Raw genomic sequence first — 22,647 nt, 5'->3', positions numbered from 1 at the left:
TTTATGTTAAATCAGATTGGATTTCTTTAAGGTTTCAATTGAGTTCAAGACAGCTATTTTCACATGCTCGTAAGTAAGCCCGCCTTGTACAAAAGCGGTGTAAGGCGGCCTGATTGGGCCATCAGCGGTCAATTCAATGCTTGACCCTTGTACGAACGTACCGGCTGCCATGATGACATCGTCTTCATAGCCTGGCATATAGGCAGGTTCGGGTTTGAATTGCGCATTGACCGGCGAACTCGCTTGGATCGTTTGGCAGAAAGCCACCATTTGTTCAGCGGAATTGAATGATACGGATTGGATCAAATCTGTCCGTTTCGCTGAAAAATGCGGAGATGTTGCCATTCCGACGGATTCCAGAAGCGCGGAAGTGAAAATCGCGCCTTTCAATGCCTGCGACACGATATGGGGAGCCATGAAAAACCCCTGGTACATATCCGGCAATGCATTCAGTGATGCGCCTGCCTCTCCTCCTATACCCGGAGAAGTCATGCGATAACCGCATTTTTCCACTAAATCTTTTCTGCCGGCAATATAGCCGCCAATTTTAGCCATACCGCCGCCCGGATTTTTGATAAGCGAACCGGCTATCAAATCAGCACCCGCTTCAATCGGTTCTTGTTCTTCGACAAATTCTCCGTAGCAATTATCAACAAAAACAATTGCGTCGGGTTTTATGGCGCGGATTTCAGCAATCATCTCAGCTATCTCGGCTATGGTAAAAGACGGACGGTTATCATAGCCTCTTGAACGCTGAATGGCGATCACTTTCGTCCGTTCGTGAATGGATTTTTTTGCATTTTCCCAGTCAACGCTATTGTCTTCAGCCAACGGTACATGCTGGTAGCTGATGCCGAAATCCCGCAGTGAACCGGTATCCTGTTCTCCGCCTGACACGATGGAGTCCAAGGTGTCGTATGGTTTTCCAGTCAGATAAAGCAGTTCGTCGCCCGGCCGTAAAACGCCGAATAACGAAATCGTGATGGCATGCGTCCCGGAAATGATCTGTGGCCGCACCAATGCCGCTTCGGCTTTGAAGACAGCCGCATAAACGCGTTCAAGTGTATCGCGCCCTTCATCGTCATAGCCATAGCCCGTGGAAGGATTGAAATGGTGGTCGCTGACTTTTTGCGAATGGAAAGCTTCCAACACTTTTTTCTGGTTCAAAAAGGCGATGTCATCCGCTTTTTGCAGCTCGTTTTGAATTGTATTTTCTATTGCACGTATGGTAGTTTGCATCTAATTCTCCATTCTTTTTTGCTCACTCCCTATTATGCAATTAAACTTGAAATTGCGTCAAATTCTGCTACAATTCATAGAGTTGAACATTTCGGGAGGATGCATCATATGGCTTGGGAAGTATTAAGTGCCATCGGGACGATCGCTTTTGCGGTGTCTGGGGCTATTATTGCAATGGAAGAGGAATACGATATTTTCGGGGTCTACCTGCTGGGGATTGTAACGGCATTCGGCGGCGGTGCAATCCGGAATTTATTGATCGGCGTGCCCGTATCAGCCTTATGGGAGCAGGAAATGATGTTTCAGCTTGCCTTATTGTCCGTTACCCTCGTTTTCCTTTTTCCGAATAAGCTGTTAAGCCATTGGAACCGCTGGGGCAATTTCTTTGATGCCATCGGGTTATCCGCATTTGCTATACAAGGTGCACTTTACGCAGTGAATTTAGAAATGCCAGTATACGCGGTTGTCGTCGCAGCCGTTTTGACGGGTTCCGGCGGAGGCATGGTCCGGGATGTCCTGGCCGGCCGCAAGCCGCTTGTCCTGAAAGCGGAAATTTATGCGGTGTGGGCTGCGATGGCGGGCATACTCATCAGTTTTGATATGGTGCGCACAGACTCGATGCTGTATATCCTGTTTATCTGCATCACCGCATTGCGCATTCTCTCTTTTACCTACAGATGGCGCCTGCCGACACGTAAAATCCTGACAACCCATTCACAATAAAAAGACCGCCCGGCTTCTAAAAGCCGGGCGGTCTTTTGCGTTTTACGATCAGGCGTGTGTTTCGCCTTTCCAATCCAGCATCCCGCCATCAACGTTGACGGCTTCGATACCGCCGGATTCAAGAATTTCGCACGCTTTCGCGCTGCGTTTTCCTGAGCGGCAAATGACATGCACTGCTTGGGAGCTGTCAACTTCCGACAAGCGGTCCGGCAATGTGCCAAGTGCAATGTGCTTAGCGCCCGGCACCATGCCAGCCGCCACTTCGTCATCTTCGCGCACGTCGATCAGCTGAACCTTTTCGCCAGCTGCCAATTTTTCCTGCAATTCATCAGTAGAAATCGATTTCATTGTTATTGCCTCCCATTAGTCTTGTTAACGGCTTATAAGCCCTTTGCATATTTGCTGAAAGATTAATCCTGATGTTCGATCGCAACCGGTTTCGACGGTGAAAAAGTCGAAATGGCATGCTTGTAAATCAGCTGCTGCTTGCCTTCGGACTCAACCAGCACTGTGAAATTATCATAGGATTTAATCGTGCCTTTCAATTGAAAACCATTCAATAAAAATACAGTTACGTAAATATTGTTTTTGCGCAGCTGGTTCAAATAAACATCTTGAATGTTTACTGGCTTCATGAATATCCCCCTCATAACCCCTAGTCTTTATTTTTTCCCGCAATTATTTCTATTCGACGGGCACGGTCTTTTTCCTGCATGAACGCTTCAATTTCCTGAATGTTTTTTTCCAGATCGGCTAATGCATCAATCCAGAAAATAGGCAGCTTGTTTTTGAAATAAGTGAATTGCCGCTTCGCGTATTTCCGTGAATTTTGTTTTAACTGGCTGACCGCTTCCCCAAAATCCGCCGTCCCTTCAAGAAACCCATATAATTCCCTGTAGCCGATTGCTTGGATCGACTGGGTATCGCGGACGCCGCGGTCGCGCAGCGCTGCAACTTCATCCAGAAGACCCTGCTCCAGCATCACATCGACGCGCTCATCGATGCGCTGATACAGGACATCGCGGTCGATATCGAGTCCGATGATAACCTCATTGTACATCGGGGACAACGCCAGGCTGCGGTCTGCTTGCTGTTCGCCGCTTTCCAAAATTTCAAGTGCGCGGATGACGCGCCTTGTGTTGTTCGGATGAATATCCGTTGCCGGGTCCCTTGCCATCAATTTATCGTGTATATGCTGCGGACCATACTGTTCAAGCTCTTCATATAATGCAGCCCTTACTTTTTCATCAACTTGGCCGTCCGTAAAGCGGTAATCGAATAAAACCGCCTGGACATAGAGGCCTGATCCGCCTACAAGGATGGGCAGTTTGCCCCGCGATTGGATTTCTTCGATTTTGCCGCGCACTAGACCTTGGTATTCTGCCACCGAAAAAGATTCTTCCGGTTCCTTGATGTCGAGCAAGTGGTGGGGCACACCTTGCATTTCTTCAACGCTGATTTTCGCTGTGCCGATCGACATGCCGCGGTAAACTTGCATCGAATCGCCATTGATGATTTCACCATTGAAGCGTTTAGCAAGCTCCAGGCTCAGCGCAGTTTTGCCGGAAGCCGTAGGGCCCACTATGGCAATTACATCAATCATTTTCCAACATCCAATCTGCAATAATTTCGTAATGGACTTCTTTATCAACTTCATTCAGCAATTCGTGCCGTCCGCCTTCTGCCAAATGCACGCGGACATTTGTCATACCGGCATTCTGGTATTGTTCAGCCGCCTGGAAGATGCCTTTGCCATTGCCTCCGACCGGGTCAGCGGAACCGCTGATCAGCAATAAAGGCAAATCTTTGCGGATTTTACCCACTTCCGCTTTGCGATGGATCAAATCAAGGCCGGTGAATAAATCTACGTAGAATTGATTTGTGGATGGCGCACCGCACATCGGATCCGCTTCGTATTTGGCTACCTCGGAATTGTCCCGGCTGAGCCAAGCATATGCGGATCCTTCGTTTTTAAACGGTTTATTAAAACTGCCAAACGTCATTTTCCCAAGCACTTCGCTCACTGCTGTCTGTCCTTGCGCTTTCGCAGCAGCTAAAGCGAATGCCAGCCCCGCTTTGCCCGAAAAGCCCGGGTTTCCACCGCTTCCTGACAACACAACGCTGCTGATGCCCGCGCTGTGCAATTGGATGAAACGGCGAACTACAAACGACCCCATGCTGTGGCCGAACACGATGAGCGGAAGATCTCCAAATTCATCTTTTGCATGATCGATCATTTCCTTGGCATCATCGACTACCCGCTGGAAACCGTCAGCTTCAGCGAAAAATCCGATGGTCCCGCTGCGTTGAGCTGTTTTGCCATGCCCGCGCTGATCGTGTGCTGATACCGCAAATCCTTTCGCTGCCAGAAACAACATGAATTCCTCGTAGCGGCCGACATGCTCCGCCATGCCGTGAATCACATGGACATGGCCGATGGGAGAAGGCGGGCATACCATTTCACAATAAACTTCATGGCCATCTGACATTTCTACATAACTTTTGTTGATTTTCATTGCAATGCCCCTCTCACATATCGGGTCGCCCGCTGGATTTCTTCGTTCAATTCATTGCGGTATTGCGTTTTCTGTTCTTCGCTGTAATTCAATTCGCTGGCCATGAACGCCAGCACACTTTCCTTATAGCGTACGACATCCGCGATATGGAAATAAAGGTCACCCGTTCGTCTGACAAAAAAGTCTGCAGGGGTGAAAGCCATCTCATCTTCAATCATGTATTTCAGGATGGCTGCCAACGACTTTGGCAGCCCCTGGGGATTGTTGTCAGGCATTTGCTGATAATAGCCGAACACTTTGCCGGCGTTTGTTCCGAAAAATTGCGCCAGCATCCGGCCTTCTTCTGCTGACAAGCCGAATTGGCCTGCAGACAATGCCGTTTGGCTGACGAATCCGCCAAAGTTTTCCGAGCCGCCAAAATCGCCGCCCGATAACGGCAAATGCTTCGTAATGGAACTGTCGTATTTTTTGCCGGTTTTCTTTTCCAGCTTTTTCGCTGTTTTGTCTACAATCGTTTCCGCCATTTTCCGGTAGCCTGTCAATTTGCCGCCGCCAATAGAGATCAGACCGTTGTCCGATTCCCAGATTTCATCTTTCCGGGAAATTTCGGACGGGTCCAAGCCTTCTTCTAGGATAAGCGGCCTAACGCCTGCCCATGTCGATTCGATGTCGCTTGGTGCCAAGCGGATTTCCGGAAACATACCGCTCACCGCTTCGATCAAGTAGGCGACATCTTCTTTCGTAGCACTCGGATCGATCGGATTTTGCTCTAAAAAGGTATCGGTTGTGCCGACATAGACTTTCGTATCCCGAGGAATCGCGAAAACCATACGCTTATCCGGCGTGTCAAAATAGACGGCATGGCGGAGCGGGAATTTTTTCTGATCGACGACGATATGCGTACCTTTCGTCAAGCGCAGCTGTTTGCCTGTCGCCTTTGCATCGAGGCTTCTGACTTCATCCACCCAAGGACCCGATGCATTGATCGTTACCTGTGCATCCACTTCGAACCTTTGCCCATTCACAACATCAAGGATTCGTGCGCCAGCGACTTTGCCGTTTTTATAAAGGAAATTTTCCGCCTTTGCATAGTTCAGGCAGACCGCTCCGCCCTCCGCCGCTTTCTTCAAAGTTTCCAGCGTCAGGCGCGCGTCATCTGTCCGATATTCGACGTAATAGCCACCTCCGAGCAAGCCTTCCTTTTTCAGCAAAGGCTCTTTTTCCAGCGCTTCTTCCGGCTTCAGCATCTTGCGGCGTTCGCTTTTTTTGACGCCCGCCAGAAAATCATAGACCCGAAGGCCAAGTGATGTCGAAATGGGCCCAAATGTTCCGCCCTTGTGGAACGGCAGCAGCATGCGCTGAGGTTCTGTCACATGGACTGCATTTTCATAAACGATTTCCCGTTCTTTGCCGACTTCCGCAACAAGCTTCACCTCGAACTGCTTTAAATACCGCAGTCCGCCATGAACCAATTTTGTCGAACGGCTGGATGTGCCCGCTGCAAAATCCTGCATTTCAACCAATGCGACCGACATGCCGCGGGACACCGCATCCAGTGCAATGCCCGCTCCGGTAATGCCGCCCCCGATCACCAACACATCAAACTGGTATTTGGAAAGCTTGCCGATTTGTTCCGGCCTCTGTTTCGCTGAAAACATCTCTATTCCCCCTCATTCAATGACACTGGCCGCAGCTATGCCTTTGTTCACATTACCCGTTTAAACATTTTTTCAACATCATATGTTTTAAAATGAACAATTACCGGTCTGCCATGCGGGCAGGTAAACGGCTGTTCGGCGTTTTTCAAGTCTGCCAGTAAGCGTTCCATTTCATGCTTCTGCAAATAATGGTTTGCTTTGATCGATCTTTTACAGCTCATCATGATTGCCGCTTCTTCGCGGATTTTCTTAACATCCACTTTACGGTCATCGAGCACTTGCTCAATGATTTCTTCGATGATTTCCTGCTCAAAGCCTTTCGGAAACCATGTCGGATGCTCGCGGACGATAAATGACGTGTCGCCGAATTCTTCCATGAATACGCCGCTTTCCGCCATCACTGCCAAAGCATCTTTCAGGCGCAGCGCCTCATCGCGGCTGTAGTGGAACGTTAATGGCAGCAATAAAGCCTGGCGCTCGGAAGAATCGATGTCACCTACTTTTTCACGGAAAAATTCGTATTTGATGCGTTCTTGCGCAGCGTGCTGATCGACGAGGTAAAACCCATCGGAACTTTGCGCCACGATATAGGTGCCGTGAATTTGGCCGACTACTTCCAGCTCAGGAAACTGTGGGCCCGTTTCCGGTTCTTCGAAATCGGCGGGTTCGGCTATCGGTTCTGGATATGGTTCTGGTGTATAAGCTGTTGATGCTTGTTGCGCCGATTCGTCACTTGCAGGCTCGCCTTGCTGCATTGCCGGCTGTTCTTTCGGCTTTTCCATTGTGCGCGGAAAATCATGGGCTGGCGGCTCGATCGGTTCTTTTACTGTAAATGATGTTTTCCATAAATCCAGCTGCTTTGTCGGCGCCTGTTTCACCGCTTTCGGCTGCTCGATAACCGGCGCTCTGACTGCTGAACTGATGGCTTGGCGTATTGTTGCATGCACCAATTCCATCAACTCCTTTTCCTTGCTCAGCCGAATTTGCTGCTTGGCTGGATGGACATTGACATCCGTCAAATAAGGATCTCCCTGGATATTTAAAATGACGAGCGGCTGACGTTCCAACGGCAAGAACGTATGGTATGCCTTATGCACAGTATTGGCAATGGCGTAATGCTTGACCCACCTTCCGTTGACGAACAACGAAATATAGTTTTTATTGGCACGGGTGATTTCCGGCAATGACGCATACCCGGAAACCTTGTAATCCTGGGTTTCCCCTTCAAACGGAATCATTTTTTTAGCAATTGAAACGCCATATATATCGGAAATGACACGCTTGATCTCTCCGCTGCCGGAAGTCTGGAGCACTGTTTTGCCCTCGTGCACCAATTTGAAGGCGACGCCTGGGTAGCTGAGCGCAAAGCGGTTCATCAAATCGATGGAATGACCCAGTTCAGTTTGCAGCGTTTTCAGGTATTTCAAGCGGGCCGGAGTATTGAAAAACAATTGATCGATGCGGATGTCGGTGCCTTTTCTCAAAGAGCCTGGACGGTGCTCGACCAAGCGTCCGCCTTCCAATTGGACGAATGTGCCGGAGATGCCGTCTGATGTATGAAGAGTGACTTTTGACACCGACGCGATACTGGCAAGCGCCTCGCCACGGAAACCGAGCGTCCGGATGCGGAACAGGTCATGCTCATTCGTGATTTTGCTCGTAGCGTGCCGCGAGAAAGACAATAGAGCATCTTCCGCGTCCATGCCTGCCCCGTTGTCGATGATCTGAATGGAAGTCAGTCCAGCTTCGATCAATAACACTTCAATCGCTGTACCGCCTGCATCAATGGCATTCTCCACCAATTCCTTGACGACAGAAGCCGGCCGTTCGACCACTTCCCCAGCAGCTATTTTATTGGATAATGGTTCATCCATTAATTGGATTATTCCCATAAAGTCACTCCTTTTCGCTTAGCTTTGCCTGCAGGTCATTGAGCAATTGCAGCGATTGCAAAGGCGTCATTGCGGAAATATTAATGTCCGAAATCGCCTGCAGCACTTCTTCGCCCGCAGTGTCACGGTCATCGAAGAATGATAATTGCTCCACTTGGCTGACGTGTTTTTTGTTTTCCGCTTCGAAACTCGCCAGCAGTTCGCGGGCACGGGCCAGGATCGGCTGAGGCAACTCCGCCAATTCCGCAACATGGATGCCGTAGCTTTTGTCTGCCGGCCCTTTTTTCACTTTATGCAAAAACACCACTTTGCCGGATTGCTCCATTGCCGCGACATGGACATTGCTTAGTTTGTCGAGCGACTGGTCCAATGCCGTCAATTCGTGGTAATGCGTCGAAAACAAGGTATTGGCACCGATGTGTTCGTGGATATACTCAATCATCGACTGGGCGAGCGCCATGCCATCATAGGTCGACGTCCCGCGGCCGATTTCATCGAATAACAACAGGCTTCGGCTGGTCGCATGGGTAATGGCGTATTGCGATTCAAGCATTTCGACCATGAATGTACTTTGGCCGGAAACCAAATCGTCTGCCGCTCCGATGCGCGTGAAAATCTGGTCGACAATCGGCAAGTTCGCCGATTCGGCAGGCACATAGCTGCCGATCTGCGCCAACACGATCGTCAAGGCAACTTGGCGCATATATGTACTTTTACCGGACATATTCGGCCCTGTGATCAACAGCATATTCTGGCTATTGGTCAACACACAATCATTCGGCACATAATGCTGCTTGTTCAGCATTTTTTCAACGACCGGATGTCGGCCTTCGATAATCGAAATTTCCCGCGTGTCATTGAATTCAGGCTTCACAAAGCGATAATTTTCCGCGACGTTGGCGAAGCTCATAAAGACGTCCAGTTCGCTGAGTGTCGAAGCTAAATCCTGGATGCGGGTAATAAACACTTTGACTTCTTCCCGGATCTTGACGAATAATTCATACTCCAGGTTCAAGCTTTCTTCTTCAGCCGTCAATATCAAGGTCTCTTTTTCTTTCAATTCAGGGGTAATATAGCGTTCGGCATTCGCCAGCGTCTGTTTGCGGTCATAGCGATCCAAGTCCGCCAAATGCATATTCGCTTTCGATATTTCAATATAATAGCCAAAAATGCGATTATAGCCGATTTTCAATGATTTAATACCGGTTAATCGTCGCTCTTCTTGTTCGAGCTGCGCGATCCAGTCTTTTCCATTTCGCGAGGCGTAGCGGTATTCATCCAGTTTTTCGTGGAAACCGTCCCGAATGACGCCTCCTTCTTTCACAGACAAAGGTGGATTGACGCTGATAGCTTCAAGCAATTCGCCCACTTCTTCACAGCGGTCCAGTTTTCCGCTGAACTCTTCAAGTGCGCCGTAGCCTGAATTGGCAAGCTCTGCGATAATGGACGGGACTTTCTCAAGCGAGCTCCGCAGCTGGGCTAAATCACGGCCGCTGGCACTGCCAAAAGCAATCCGCCCGCTCAACCGTTCCAAATCGTACACTTCTTTCAAAAGCCCCTGCAATTCCACACGCGCAAAATAATTGCCGATCAACGCTTCGACCATTGTCTGGCGTTTTTCAATCGCACTGCGGTTTGCCAACGGCTGATGCAGCCATTGTTTCAGCTTGCGGCTGCCCATCGCTGTCACTGTTTCATCCAAAAGCCACAGCAAGGTGCCTTTTGTTTCCCCGCCGCGGATTGATTGCAGCAATTCCAAATTTCGCTTGGAATGGAAATCGATCGATAAGAGCTGGCTGTTTTCATTGAAGACAAAAGGCTGGATATGGTCCAGCGATTGTTTCTGGGTGCGCGAAATATACGTCAGCAGACGCAAAATGCTTTGCTTTAAATCATCCGGACACTGGGCGGTCAGGCGTTCATCCGCTTCGTAAATATGGTCCATCGGTTCAATCGACAAAATGAGCTGCTGGGTCTCTTCGTTCAGCAATAAAAACAATTGCTCGGAGACGACCAGCTCACGGATGTTCAGCGACTGCAATTCCTGCAACAGCGCTTTTTCCGTGCCTGCTATGTAGACAGCTGCCGCTTCGCCTGTGCTGACGTCGACGTAAGACAAAGCGAAGCCTTCTCCTGTCTGTTCAGCTGCTGCGAGAAATAGATTCGATTTTGAATCGACGCTTTTGCCTTCGGTATAGGTTCCCGGCGTGATGAGGCGCACAACTTCGCGCTTGACCATGCCTTTCGTCGTTTTCGGATCTTCCACTTGTTCGCACATCGCCACTTTATGGCCTTTGGAAATAAGCTGATCAATATAGTTCTGCGCCGCGTGATGGGGCACGCCGCACATCGGAATGCGGTCTTCGCCTGTGCCGCCGCGGCTCGTCAATGTAATCTCCAGAATTTGCGACGCTCTCAATGCATCGTCATAAAACATTTCGTAAAAGTCGCCTAAGCGAAAAAACAGGAACGCGTCCTGGTAATCGGATTTTACTTGCAAATATTGTTGCATCATTGGTGTAGGAGCCATTTTTAATACCTCTTTCAGAACTTTTCGTAGTCTCACCATTATAGCAAAAACAACAGCAGAAAAGAAAAAACTGAAAGAGCCGCAGCTCTTTCAGTTTCCCTTATTGCAAAATCGTCCGGCGCACAAAGCGCAGCCCGATATTGAATGTAATTGTTATGAGCAGCTGCCCGGTGAATCGTTGCGTACTTTCGATCCGGTTTCGCCGCGCAGCAAATCTCCGCCTGTCGCAGTGATGATGTTGTTCGTCACGCGGTTGGCGATTGCCGTCGAGACCATTTGCAGCAATGCATTGACGTCGCTTTGCGATTGCTTGAACTCCTGGACAATCGGCACTTCATCGATTTCTTCTTCGATTTTCTGGATCTTGCCTTCGATCAATCCAAGCGCACGTTCTTTTCCGTAATGCTGGAAATTGACTGCTTGTTTTTGCAAGCTCTTCATGCTCGCGATTTTCTCGCGGACTTTCTGGTTTTCGTTTATTTGCGCTTCTGCACGTTTGAAGAATTCAACTTCTTCTGTATCAGCAATCATATCTGCTACTTCGCGTGCTTTTGCGATAATTTCATCTTTTGTATAAGCCATTCTCGTAGACACCCATTTCTTGGCTGGCAACGCTGTCCATTAAACCACCGTTCAACAGCCTTTATTTATTAGATTTATTGTACAGGTAAAAGCGTCCGTTCGACAAGAGTTCCGACTTGCGAAAACTCCGCTGCAGCACCCTTTCTCGCCTGCTTTGTTCTTTCATTCATTATACTGAAAAGCACTGGGGCTCTACAAGGCACAATGGCGAATTGTCGGAGAATGGACACGAAATCTTAGTTCTGGAATGGGTAATCGTCGTTGATGTAGATGCGTTCGTATGAAATCGCTTTGCCGCTTTGGTCATCCACTTCCGTGAAAAATCCGCTGACGACTGAACGTCCGCGCTTCGGCACTTCAAAGCGTGTCGGCATGTTCGTCCGGAAACGGTACAACACCGATTCCTTTGTCATTCCGAGCACTTCATCATAGGGGCCTGTCATGCCGACATCCGAGATATAAGCGGTACCGTTCGGCAAAATCCGCGCATCCGCGGTTTGGACATGGGTATGCGTTCCGACAACAACGGACGCACGGCCATCCAGATGCCAGCCCATTGCGATTTTCTCGCTCGTCGCTTCGGCATGGAAATCGACGAAAACCAGCGGCGAAATCTCTTTCGCTTCAGCGATCAACTCATCCGCCTTTTGGAACGGATCGTCATGCGGCGGCAAAAAGACACGGCCATGGAGGTTGATGACGGACAGCGTCTGGCCATTTTTTGTAACCGTCGCCATACCTCTGCCCGGTGCTTCCGGCGAGAAGTTCGCCGGGCGGATCAAGTAATCGACTTCATCAATAAAATCAAAAATCTCTTTCTGGTCCCATGTGTGGTTCCCCATCGTCACCATATCGACGCCCATGAACATCAGGTCTTGGTAAATCGACTTTGTAATGCCGCGCCCTGCCGCAGCGTTTTCACCGTTGGCAATGACGACATCCGGTGCGTACTTCCGTTTCAAACGAGGCAAATAAGATTCCAGCGCGTCCCGTCCGATCGAACCGACGATATCACCGATAAATAAAATTTTCACAACTATCACCTTTTCCCATAAGAAAAAGGCTTCTTTGAATAGACATTCATCGAAGCCCCAATCCTATTATTTTGCGTATTCAACTGCTCGTGTCTCCCGGATGACGGTCACTTTAATGTGCCCTGGGTAGTCAAGCTCTTCTTCAATCCGTTTACGGATATCGCGGGCAAGCCTATGGGCTGTCATGTCGTCGATTTGTTCCGGGCGGACCATTATGCGGATTTCGCGTCCCGCTTGAATGGCGAATGATTTCTCAACGCCTTCGTACGATTCGGAAATCTCTTCAAGTTTTTCAAGTCTGCGGATATAATTTTCCAATGTCTCACTGCGTGCACCCGGACGTGCGGCAGACAAAGCATCTGCTGCAGCGACGATAACGGAAATGATCGACGTCGCTTCCGTGTCCCCGTGGTGGGAAGCAATTGAGTTGATGACAACTGGATGCTCTTTGTACTTCGTTCCAAGCTCCACACCGATTTCGACGTGGCTTCCTTCAACTTCGTGGTCAATGGCTTTACCGATATCATGAAGAAGGCCGGCACGTCTTGCTAGTGTGACGTCTTCGCCAAGCTCCGCGGCCATCAAGCCGGAAAGGAAAGCAACTTCAACCGAGTGCTTCAGGACGTTTTGGCCATAACTTGTGCGGTAGCGCAAGCGGCCAAGAATTTTGATCAAATCAGGGTGCAAATTATGGACGCCGACATCAAATGTCGTTTGTTCACCGATTTCACGGATCTGCTCGTCCACTTCGCGGCGTGATTTCTCAACCATTTCTTCGATGCGTGCAGGGTGGATACGGCCGTCGGATACCAATTTTTCAAGAGCCAACCGGGCTGTTTCACGTCTGATCGGATCGAAGCCGGAAAGGATAACCGCTTCTGGTGTATCATCGATGATCAAATCGATGCCTGTCAGCGTTTCAAGCGTTCGGATGTTTCGTCCTTCGCGCCCGATGATCCGGCCTTTCATCTCATCATTTGGCAAGTTCACCACAGAAACAGTCGTTTCTGCGACATGGTCAGCAGCAAAACGCTGCATTGCCAACGATAGGATATTCTTCGCTTTCTTGTCCGATTCTTCTTTGGCACGCGCTTCGGTTTCTTTCACCATGACCGCAATATCTGTTGAAAGTTCATTTTCAACTTGCTGCAGGATGATCGATTTCGCTTCTTCGCGTGTCAATGAAGAAATGCGTTCCATCTCGGACTGCTGCTTCTGGACTAAATCCTCTGCTTTGCTCTCCATCTGTACAATATGCTGTTGTTTTTCTGCGAGAGTTTCATCCTTGCGTTCAAGGCTCGCTTCTCTTTTGTTTAATGCATCATCCTTGCGATCCAAATTTTCTTCTCTCTGCAACAACCGATTTTCTTGTCTTTGAAGTTCCAATCGGCGTTCCCGAATTTCAGATTCTGTTTCAGTACGCAATTTATGATTCTCGTCTTTCGCTTCCAATAAAGCTTCTTTTTTCAGCGCTTCTGCTTCTCTCTTCGCATCTTCAACAATTTGCTCCGCAGAGTTTTTAGCGCCTGCTATATCGGAATCGTTTTGTTTTTTAAGAACAAAATAGCCAACAACTACACCGACGATGATACCAAGCAAAGCGAAGATGATCTCAGAAATTCCCATTCGAACACCTCCTCTTGCTATTCTTTTTCTACAGTTTCAAAAAATGAATTAAAGTAAAACATTTACTTGCATCAATCGTTGTAAAAATGCGTCACCGCACTAGTTAGATGCGTAGATACAACTTAATTGTATAGTTGGTACTAAGAAGTGTCAACCCATGGAAACTCCCAGAAAAGCGCAGGCGCCCGTTTGGTTCCGACAAGCGCTGGAGGCTTTGCCGGGGACGGCGCTTTTTGCCGTCATTGGCAAGGCCGAAGCGTCTCGAGGAACTGGGCGCCGGAGACTGGACACCACGAAAAGCGCAGGTGCCCATCTAGTTCCGACAAGCGCTGGAGGCCTTGACTGGGACGGCGCTTTTTGCCGCCACTTTAGAGGTAAGCAATTTAAAAAGCCACAGAAAAGCCGCCAAGCGAATGCTCGGCGGCCGTCTTCAAGAAGCATAGCTTCCCTGCTTATTCTTCGTCAATCAAAAGATTGAACTCTTCCGGCTCATCAGCATTTGCGGCAATCGTATACGTTGCTGCAGCCATGCCCAAAGATTCACGGACTTTGTTGGAGATTTCGTTGCGGATTTCAGGATTCGCCATTAAGAACTGCTTAGCGTTTTCACGGCCTTGCCCGATGCGTTCTTCTTTGTACGAATACCATGAACCACTCTTCTGGATGATTTCCAGATCAGAACCGATATCGACGATTTCACCTTCGCGTGAAATCCCTTTGCCGTACATGATGTCCACTTCCGCTGTACGGAACGGTGGAGCAACTTTGTTTTTGACAACTTTGATCTTTGTTCTGTTACCGATGATGTCATTGCCTGATTTCAATGCTTCAGCGCGTCTGATTTCCATGCGTACTGAAGAATAGAATTTCAAAGCACGGCCGCCTGGAGTTGTTTCCGGGTTACCGAACATCACACCGATTTTCTCACGGATCTGGTTGATGAAAATAACAATCGTATTCGACTTGTTGATAATACCGGATAATTTACGCAAAGCTTGGGACATTAAGCGAGCCTGCAAGCCCATATGCGAGTCGCCCATTTCGCCTTCGATCTCAGCTTTTGGCACAAGTGCCGCTACGGAGTCAATGACTACGATGTCAACTGCACCGCTTCGCACTAATGCTTCCGTAATTTCAAGCGCTTGCTCACCTGTATCAGGCTGTGACAGCAATAGCTCATCGATATTAACACCAAGATTTTTTGCGTAAACCGGATCAAGCGCATGCTCGGCATCGATAAATGCCGCTGTGCCGCCTGCCGCTTGCGCTTCCGCGATTGCATGAAGCGAAACGGTCGTTTTACCTGAACTTTCAGGTCCGTAAATTTCGATGACCCGCCCGCGCGGGTATCCGCCTATTCCCAGCGCAGTATCAATCGCCAATGATCCACTTGAAACCGATGATACATTGCGGTCGCTTTTCTCGCCTAATTTCATGACCGAACCTTTACCGAATTGCTTTTCTATTCCTTTTAACGCCATATCCAATGCTGCTTTACGATCGCTCAAAAAAAGTCCTCCTCTTAATAAAACCAATTTTTCTACCTGTTTCTAGTATACTAGGTTATTGAGAAATACACAAGAGAAATGCGAACGTTTATTCGTGTTCGTGTTTTAAATATGATTTTTGATTTAGCTATAGAGGCCAAAAAATGCGTTTGAAAGGAAAAACGCACGCAAAATTAAATTTTGCGTGCGTCTCCTGCGGCCAGTGTTCGTATAACATAGTACAAAGCCAATTTGACGGCTCTGAGCCTGTTTGAATTGCGCATGCCAGAAAGCTGGAGGCGATAAGCCTTTGCTCCGTTTTCATCAGCTATGCCGATCCAAACTGTCCCTGCCGGCTGCTCACCGTGCGCATCCGGACCTGCAGCACCCGTTAACGAGACACTGATGTCTGTTCCGAATTTCGAGCGTACGGCCTCCGCCATGGCGATTGCTGTTTCTTCGCTGACTACACCGTATTGCGCAAGCAAATCAGCGGATATTCCGAGCTGCTTGATTTTCATTTCTTCATTATAAGCGATGACTCCGCCTTTCAATGCTTTGCTGACGCCTGGAATGGCCGCGAGCTCCGCTTGGAACAAGCCGGCCGTTAAGCTTTCTGCAGCCGAGATGGTCTTATGCTGTTCTCTCAACAGCTCAACCGTCTTCGAAGCTAGCGAGTCATCGTCGTAGCCATAAAGGTAATCTCCGACAATCTCCAGAATTTCTTTCTTAGCCCCGTTGATCAATTCCCATGCCTGTTCTTCTGTTCCGGTCTTCGCTGTAATGCGCAAAGTCACTTCAGAATCCGAAGCAAGCGGTGCGATGGTTGGATTGGTTTGCTTTTCAAGCAAATCCTGTATCCGGTCTTCGAGTTCCGCTTCTCCGATGCCATAAAAGCGCAGGACATGCGATAAAATGACATCTTCTTTGTTCAGCATGCGGGCCAGTTTCGGCTTCGCCTCGAATTGGAACATCGGCTCCATTTCTTTCGGCGGGCCAGGAAGCAGGATATAGACATGTTCGCCTGATTTGTAAAGCATACCGGGTGCCATGCCATGGTGATTTTCCAGCACTTCGCTGTCTTTCAGCACCAATGCCTGTTTGTTATTGTTATAAGTCATCGTGCGTCCAGCGCGTTCGAAATAAGCGACAATGGAATCCAGCGCGACCTGGTCCATTTCCAAACTTGTATTCAGATGTTCCGCAATTGTGCTTTTCGTCAAATCGTCTTTCGTCGGTCCAAGCCCGCCTGTGAAAATAATCAGATCGGCTCGTTGTTCGGCAATTTCAATGACGCTTTTAAGCCGGTCGGGATTATCGCCGACCACTGTGTGGTAATAAACATTGATCCCGAGTTCCGCAAGGTTGCTTGAAATAAAACGGGCATTGGAATTGGTAATTTGCCCAAGCAATAATTCGCTGCCTACCGCAATGATTTCTGCGTTCATGTAATGCACTCCCTTTCGCTGTCATTCCATCTTGCTGAATTTATTTGGAAACCATCAGTGCTTTGCGGTTGGCATAGAAATAATCCCAGCCGGACCACACCGTAAAGATCAATGCGATGTATAGCATGATGTCGCCAAACGGAATATTCACTAATGTAAAAATCGTATTATAAAGCAGAAGCGAAGAAATCGCCAAGATTTGGGCAGTGGTTTTGATTTTCCCTAAGCCCCCGGCTGCAACGACTTCCCCTTCGCCCGCAAGAACGAGGCGCAAGCCAGTAACTGCGAATTCTCGGCTGATGATGATGATGACGATCCATGAAGCAGCAAATCCAAGCTCCACTAAGATGATCAAAGCTGCCGAAACCAGCAACTTATCCGCTAACGGATCCAGAAATTTACCGAATGTCGTAACGAGATTGTACTTCCGGGCATAATAGCCGTCCACCCAATCCGTCAATGATGCGAAGATGAATACAAGCGCTCCGGTAAAGTGGCTCACTGGCATTGTAGCGCCGAACAAAGTTATTTCCCCCCAGTTGAAATCGACAAGCATAAGGACCATGAATACGGGAATCAGGAGGATCCGGGAAATGGTGATGCGGTTTGGAATGTTCATAAATGATTCTCCTTTCGTTTTTCAAGAAAAAAAGCCATCAAAAGATGGCTATTCCGCGGCTGAGAATTGAATAACAATGTTTTGTGTAATTGGTTTTTCAGAAATTTTCACCGGTTGGCCGTTGATGGAGATCGACATATTCGGTGCAGCTCCAAGACGAAGGCGGATTTGCTTCAAATTGGTAACATCAACCGTCTCAGAATCATCCGGCTGCATGGTAACAGCAGGGAATATCGCCTTCTGATCTTGATCAGTCGCGGCTACCCATGATGCCCCATTCGCCTTAACGATCATTTCCCTTTTATCAGGGCCGCTGAATGCGTATGTTGTCGTTTCGCCTTCTGTTCCCTCAACTTTTATGCTCGCTTTCGGTTCTGCAGGTTCCGCTGGAGCTTCTTCAGCGGGTTCTTCCTCTGCAGCTTTTTCTTCTTCTGCCGGTGCGGCATCTTTATCCGCAGGCTCTTCGTAAGGAACCCCTGTTTCTTCAGGAACCTCTTCTGCAGTGTCGTTGGTGCCGAGAGATTGGTAGAATACCCAAGCCACGCCAATAATAACTACTATAAATAAGGCCACAATAACTTTTGGCATCATCTCACCCATACCGCTGCTGCGCGAAGAGTTTTTCGCGAATGTCTGGCGGCGCGATGGAGTCGGCGGCACCATTGTTGTTCTTACTTCTTCTTTTGCCGGGGCTGGAATTTCCCCTTTATGCTGCTCCAGCAAATCATTGGCATCGAGGCCGACTGCTTCCGCATATTGCTTGATGAACGCACGGGCATAAAAGGGCCCGGGCATCATGCTATGGTTGCCTTCTTCAATGCCTGCTAAATAGCGTTTCTGGATTTTTGTTACGTCCTGCAAATCTTCCAAACTATAACCTTTAGCGATTCTCGCTTCTTTTAAACGATTGCCTAATTCACTCAATATACTCACCTGCCTACTTAAAAGTTGAAACCGTCGAACAGATCCGCTTGGTTCCGGTCGTCCATGAAGTTGTTTTTTTCTAGTACTTCATACGTAATCTTCTCGTCTGGATGATGGCGCAATTCGATTATATAATCGAAATCTTCTATGTTGTATTCAGATTGCTGGACAAACATATCGGGGTGTTCGACTACTTTTATCGTCGGCATCCGCATCATTTCCCTCACCAATTGCATATGGCGCTCATCTCCTGAACGGCGGGTGACGATGCCATCCAATATGAAGATGTTGTTTGCGTTATGTTCATCGCCCATCAATTGGTTGCGTACTGTCTGCTTGATCATGGTCGACGACAGGAAAATCCATTTTTTGTTGGCGCTGACGCTGGCAGCGACAATGGATTCCGTCTTGCCGACCCGCGGCATGCCGCGGAGGCCGACCAGTTTATGGCCTTCCTGCTTGAAAATCTCAGCCATGAAGTCAACAAGCAGCCCCAGTTCATCACGGACAAAACGGAACGTTTTCCGGTCATCCGCATCGCGCTGGATATATCGTCCGTGGCGTACGGCCAGAATATCACGAAGCTTCGGTTCCCGGTATTTTTTGACCGAAATTGTTTCAATAGTGGAAACAATCTGCTCGAACCGCTCCAATTGGACATCGTGCTCCGCCCGCAGAAGCATTCCGCGGCGGCCTTGGTCGACGCCATTGATGGTGACAATATTTACCCTCAACATACCTAGAAGTGAAGCTATATCTCCTAACAGACCCGGACGATTGACTTGAATTTCGTATTCAAAATACCATTCTTTCACACATCATCCGACCTTTCAATACAGTGTTTGCCCTTAAAAGTTCCTACCTCTTATGATAGCGGATTTACGGTCTCAAGAAAAGAGGTAATAAAAAAAGAAGGAAAACCTTTCCTTCTTTTTCTACATATGCCATCCGCCATTTACATTCAGCGTCTGCCCTGTTATATAGTCGGCTTTGCCGCCAACCAAAAAGGCCACAGCATCAGCGACATCCTGCGGATTGCCAAGCCCGAGGGGAATGTCCTCCTCGATTGCCGCCAATTCCTCTTCCAAGAATTCTTTGTTCATTTTCGTCTGAATAAATCCTGGTGCCACTGCATTGACGCGAGTGCCAGTCGGTGCCATTTCTTTCGCGTAAGCTTTGACAAAAGACAATTGTGCGCCTTTTACTGACGAATACATCGTCTCCATCGCTGCCCCGGTCTGGCCCCAAACCGAAGAGACGAACACGACATAATTTTTAGGGTGGCGGTGAAAATAGGGGGAAATCAATTTGATGGCAGTGACAGGGTTTTTCACATGCACCCGCCACAGCTCATCCATTTCCTGCTCATCTGTATCCAGCAGCATTTTCATCAAGGCATGGCCGCTGGCTACGATAATGCACGATGCATCGAAAATATTCGATGCCAACACATCACCGCCATTGGCATCCGCAAAATCGGCCTGCACCGGAATAAACTCCTGAAACGCGAATTTTTTCTCAAGCCGCTCCGCCAATCGGCTGACAGGTGTCGAATTATAGTGGAGATACAGCGACCAGCCATCCTGCGCCAGCTCTTCTGCAATAGACTCCCCTATCTCGCCTGAAGCGCCCATAATGACCGCAAACCGTTTCACTGTTCGTCCTTTTTAGGCGGCATGATTGTGAACGATGAACGCTGGCTTTCCTGGCTGACCGACGCAAAAGCTTCCTGCAAATCAGGAACTTCGATTTTTTCCAGTGCTGGCACAACGTCAAACAAGTTCATGTTGTTGAATGCATAGCGGGTGAACTGATTGGCGATGTATTCCGGTGAATTCAACGCTCTTAGGAAAAAGCCGATTTTCTTGCGGCGCACCCGGTCCAAATCCGCTTGGCCAAATGGCCATTTCTCGATTGCCCGGTCCAGTGTGTCGTTGATTTCCTGTATCAATTTCTCGGGAACAGACGTATCTGAACCAATCAATGCATAGCCGAAGCCGTTTTCAAGTGAATAATCGAACGAATAAGATTCGTCGATCCAACCGTTTTCGTAAGCATTATGATAAAAATCGGAAGTGCGGCCAAACAGCAATTCATAAGCCAATTGGGCTGACAATTCATGTTTCATCATGTCTTCTCCGGACAGATTCAAAAGCTCTGGTTTAACGCCGATGAACACTTTCGGTTTTTGCACACTCATCTCCAGCGTCCGTTCCTTGATCGCAACTTCTGCTGGCTCTTCTGGATAAACCCGTTTGATGTCCTGCGGCTCTTCAAACGTTTTGCCATCTTGATTCTCTTTAATGAAGCTGATCATGCTTTCCGGTTCGACCGCTCCTACTATGAACAGCACCATGTTCGATGGATGGTAGAACGTGTTATAGCATGTGTACAGATGCTCAGCTGTGATGTCCTGGATCGATTCGACCGTGCCGGCGATATCGATTTTCACCGGGTGGTTCTTGTACATGTTTTCTATGACGCCGAAATACAGCCGCCAATCGGGCTGATCGTCATACATCGTAATTTCCTGTGCAATGATGCCTTTTTCCTTCTCAACTGTGCTTTCCGTGAAATAAGGGCTCTGCACAAAATCAAGCAGTGTTTCCACGTTTTCATCAATCTTGTCCGTTGCTGAAAACAGATAAGCGGTCCGTGTAAATGAAGTGAAAGCATTCGCAGAAGCGCCTTGCTTGCTGAACTGCTGGAAGACGTCGCCATCCTCTTTCTCGAACATTTTATGCTCCAGGAAATGGGCGATGCCATCAGGAACCTTTATCGCTTCTTTTTCTCCAAATGGCACAAAATTATTGTCGATTGAACCGTATTTTGTTGTAAAAGTTGCAAAGGTTTTGGAAAACCCTTTTTTCGGCAGAATATAGACTTCAAGCCCGTTGTCTAATTTTTCATGGTATAAGGTTTCGTCTAATTGTTTGAATTCGACTTTATTCAACAGAATCATCCTCCTTGCCTGATAGGAAATATGTCATTTCGAGAGACAGCTCATTAGCAGCCGCTGCGATATCTTCTTTTGTAATGGAGTTCCATCTGCTGATCAGGTAATCAGGTTCGAAAGCTTCCGTCAGTTCCATGTATTGATCGTAAATGTCGATTTGCCCGCGCGCATTATCAAGCGCTTCCCGCAATTGGTTGGTCAGCAATGCTTTTGTCTGGCCGAGTTCCACATCCGTGATATTGCCTTTTTTCACTTCTTCTAATTGTTCAAGTACAAGCTTGACCGCTTTTTCTTCGAGCTTCGCGTCTATACCCGCCAACACGAACATCAAGCCGAATTGGGAAGCATACGAACTCGACACGTAATACGCCATGCTTTCTTTTTCACGGATATTGACGAATAGTTTTGAATGCGCATAGCCCCCGAAGACGCCGTTCAGCAATTGCATGACTGGGAATTTCTCATCGCGGAACGTGATTGGCGAGTAAAAAGCCATATGCAGCTTGCCTTGCTTCATGTCTTCGAATTCGACGACACGCTTCTGCTCTGGTTTTGTCAATTCGGTAGAAGGAGCTTTGATCGCTTGCTCACGGTCTCCAAAATGGAAGAATTCCTTGAAATGCCCGGCAATCACATCGGCTTTGATGTCGCCAACCGCATAAATCTCAACTTCATTGTTCTTGATCATTTCCTCGTATTCTTCGACGAGCTTCTCGCTCGTCACGTTAGCGACTTCTTCAATCGTGCCGTTCGGCTGGATCGACGCCGGATGATCAGGCAAAGCCAATTCCATCAGGCGCTGCTGTGCATAACGGGTCTTGTCATCGAAAATCGATTCGATGCGGTGTTTAATCGCTTCCTGCTCACGTTTGAAAATTGATTCCTTGAACAAGCCGTGCTCGAAGTTCGGTTTGAATAAAACGATGTACATCAAGTTCATCACTTTTTCGAGTACGCCTTCTTCCGACAAATATTCATCGTTGACGGTCTCGACATTCAAGGTGACGATATGTTCGTTGCCCCGTTTCGAAGAATCTATGTATAGCGAAGTGCCGTATAAATCATCAAGCACCATGCGCAATGCTGTATGCGATGGATAGACTTCGTTGCTGTGCTGGAGCACATTCGCCAAAATCGTCCTCGCAGAAGCTTTTTCCTTTGTCAGTTTATCTTTGAACTTCAGCGAGAAATTTATGGTTTTGAATTGCGTCGTTTCATGTACGTGGACCTTGACGCCTTTAGCGATATTGACTGTTTCAAACATATGTATTTCCCCTCTCTCTCATCATAGTTTAACTATACCGAACCTCGTACCTAAAGAAAAGCTCTAGAGACTGTAGCGCTTTTCCACAAAAATGAAAAAGGCATGCCCAGTGAACCGGGCATGCCTTCGATAGAGAAAATTTTATTCAG

The 22,647-nt window shown here is 48.2% G+C and carries 20 protein-coding genes; 1 reads left to right on the top strand and 19 read right to left on the bottom strand.

Annotated features, from left to right (window positions below):
* Positions 1-6 precede the first annotated feature (6 nt).
* Entirely contained in the window at positions 7-1,239 is a 1,233-nt protein-coding gene (locus QMA09_RS04130; protein ID WP_290212108.1) for a methionine gamma-lyase family protein, read from the bottom strand.
* A gap of 108 nt (positions 1,240-1,347) precedes the next feature.
* On the opposite strand from QMA09_RS04130, the gene QMA09_RS04125 reads away from it, so the two are divergent.
* On the top strand, positions 1,348-1,962 hold the full coding sequence (locus QMA09_RS04125) for a trimeric intracellular cation channel family protein (RefSeq protein ID WP_135505296.1): 615 nt from the start codon (positions 1,348-1,350) through the stop codon (positions 1,960-1,962).
* 48 nt (positions 1,963-2,010) lie between these two features.
* Here QMA09_RS04125 and QMA09_RS04120 read toward each other — a convergent pair whose 3' ends face one another.
* The 18 genes from QMA09_RS04120 to yfmF form a co-directional block, all read right to left on the bottom strand.
* Positions 2,011-2,310: a rhodanese-like domain-containing protein gene (locus QMA09_RS04120; RefSeq protein WP_290212107.1), complete on the bottom strand. Its 300-nt coding sequence runs from the start codon at positions 2,308-2,310 to the stop codon at positions 2,011-2,013.
* Positions 2,311-2,372: 62 nt separating this feature from the next.
* Positions 2,373-2,597 (bottom strand): RNA chaperone Hfq, encoded by a 225-nt coding sequence (gene hfq / locus QMA09_RS04115; protein WP_135505292.1) that lies wholly within the window; start codon positions 2,595-2,597, stop codon positions 2,373-2,375.
* A 20-nt stretch (positions 2,598-2,617) separates the two neighbouring features.
* Complete coding sequence (gene miaA / locus QMA09_RS04110; RefSeq protein ID WP_290212106.1) at positions 2,618-3,565, bottom strand: tRNA (adenosine(37)-N6)-dimethylallyltransferase MiaA; 948 nt, start codon at positions 3,563-3,565, stop codon at positions 2,618-2,620.
* The gene (locus tag QMA09_RS04105) at positions 3,558-4,478 is read right to left on the bottom strand and encodes an alpha/beta hydrolase (RefSeq protein ID WP_290212105.1); all 921 of its coding nucleotides are present in this window, start codon (positions 4,476-4,478) and stop codon (positions 3,558-3,560) included. The genes miaA and QMA09_RS04105 overlap by 8 nt, the downstream gene beginning before the upstream one ends.
* Positions 4,475-6,136 carry a glycerol-3-phosphate dehydrogenase/oxidase gene (locus tag QMA09_RS04100; RefSeq protein WP_290212104.1) on the bottom strand — a complete coding sequence of 554 codons (1,662 nt, stop codon included), beginning with the start codon at positions 6,134-6,136 and terminating at the stop codon, positions 4,475-4,477. Before QMA09_RS04100 ends, QMA09_RS04105 begins: the two co-directional genes overlap by 4 nt.
* A 47-nt stretch (positions 6,137-6,183) precedes the next feature.
* Positions 6,184-8,028, bottom strand: coding sequence for a DNA mismatch repair endonuclease MutL (mutL, locus tag QMA09_RS04095; RefSeq protein ID WP_290212103.1), 1,845 nt, complete (start codon positions 8,026-8,028; stop codon positions 6,184-6,186).
* A 4-nt stretch (positions 8,029-8,032) separates the two neighbouring features.
* On the bottom strand, positions 8,033-10,558 hold the full coding sequence (gene mutS, locus QMA09_RS04090) for a DNA mismatch repair protein MutS (protein ID WP_290212102.1): 2,526 nt from the start codon (positions 10,556-10,558) through the stop codon (positions 8,033-8,035).
* Between the two features lie 153 nt (positions 10,559-10,711).
* A complete protein-coding gene (locus QMA09_RS04085) occupies positions 10,712-11,140 on the bottom strand; it encodes a YlbF/YmcA family competence regulator (RefSeq protein WP_135505280.1) in 429 nt (142 codons plus the stop codon).
* 236 nt (positions 11,141-11,376) lie between these two features.
* Complete coding sequence (locus QMA09_RS04080; RefSeq protein WP_135505279.1) at positions 11,377-12,174, bottom strand: TIGR00282 family metallophosphoesterase; 798 nt, start codon at positions 12,172-12,174, stop codon at positions 11,377-11,379.
* 66 nt (positions 12,175-12,240) lie between these two features.
* Complete coding sequence (gene rny, locus QMA09_RS04075) at positions 12,241-13,800, bottom strand: ribonuclease Y (RefSeq protein ID WP_135505278.1); 1,560 nt, start codon at positions 13,798-13,800, stop codon at positions 12,241-12,243.
* 452 nt (positions 13,801-14,252) lie between these two features.
* Positions 14,253-15,308: a recombinase RecA gene (gene recA, locus QMA09_RS04070; protein ID WP_135505276.1), complete on the bottom strand. Its 1,056-nt coding sequence runs from the start codon at positions 15,306-15,308 to the stop codon at positions 14,253-14,255.
* Positions 15,309-15,481: 173 nt separating this feature from the next.
* Positions 15,482-16,735 carry a competence/damage-inducible protein A gene (locus QMA09_RS04065; protein ID WP_290212101.1) on the bottom strand — a complete coding sequence of 418 codons (1,254 nt, stop codon included), beginning with the start codon at positions 16,733-16,735 and terminating at the stop codon, positions 15,482-15,484.
* Between the two features lie 40 nt (positions 16,736-16,775).
* Complete coding sequence (pgsA, locus tag QMA09_RS04060) at positions 16,776-17,354, bottom strand: CDP-diacylglycerol--glycerol-3-phosphate 3-phosphatidyltransferase (protein ID WP_290212100.1); 579 nt, start codon at positions 17,352-17,354, stop codon at positions 16,776-16,778.
* A 48-nt stretch (positions 17,355-17,402) separates the two neighbouring features.
* Entirely contained in the window at positions 17,403-18,287 is an 885-nt protein-coding gene (locus QMA09_RS04055; protein WP_290212099.1) for a helix-turn-helix domain-containing protein, read from the bottom strand.
* An 8-nt stretch (positions 18,288-18,295) separates the two neighbouring features.
* A complete protein-coding gene (locus QMA09_RS04050; RefSeq protein WP_290212098.1) occupies positions 18,296-19,093 on the bottom strand; it encodes a YmfK family protein in 798 nt (265 codons plus the stop codon).
* Positions 19,094-19,213: 120 nt separating this feature from the next.
* Positions 19,214-19,933, bottom strand: a complete 720-nt coding sequence (gene ymfI / locus QMA09_RS04045; protein WP_290212097.1) for an elongation factor P 5-aminopentanone reductase — start codon at positions 19,931-19,933, stop codon at positions 19,214-19,216.
* On the bottom strand, positions 19,930-21,231 hold the full coding sequence (gene yfmH, locus QMA09_RS04040) for an EF-P 5-aminopentanol modification-associated protein YfmH (protein WP_290212096.1): 1,302 nt from the start codon (positions 21,229-21,231) through the stop codon (positions 19,930-19,932). The genes ymfI and yfmH overlap by 4 nt, the downstream gene beginning before the upstream one ends.
* Complete coding sequence (yfmF, locus tag QMA09_RS04035; RefSeq protein WP_290212095.1) at positions 21,224-22,498, bottom strand: EF-P 5-aminopentanol modification-associated protein YfmF; 1,275 nt, start codon at positions 22,496-22,498, stop codon at positions 21,224-21,226. The genes yfmH and yfmF overlap by 8 nt, the downstream gene beginning before the upstream one ends.
* Between the last annotated feature and the right edge of the window lie 149 nt (positions 22,499-22,647).

This window comes from Planococcus sp. APC 3906 (genome assembly GCF_030407685.1).
Taxonomy (GTDB): domain Bacteria; phylum Bacillota; class Bacilli; order Bacillales_A; family Planococcaceae; genus Planococcus; species Planococcus koreensis.
The sequence above is the reverse complement of the archived record's forward strand: the minus strand, read 5'-3'. Positions and strand labels throughout refer to the sequence as shown.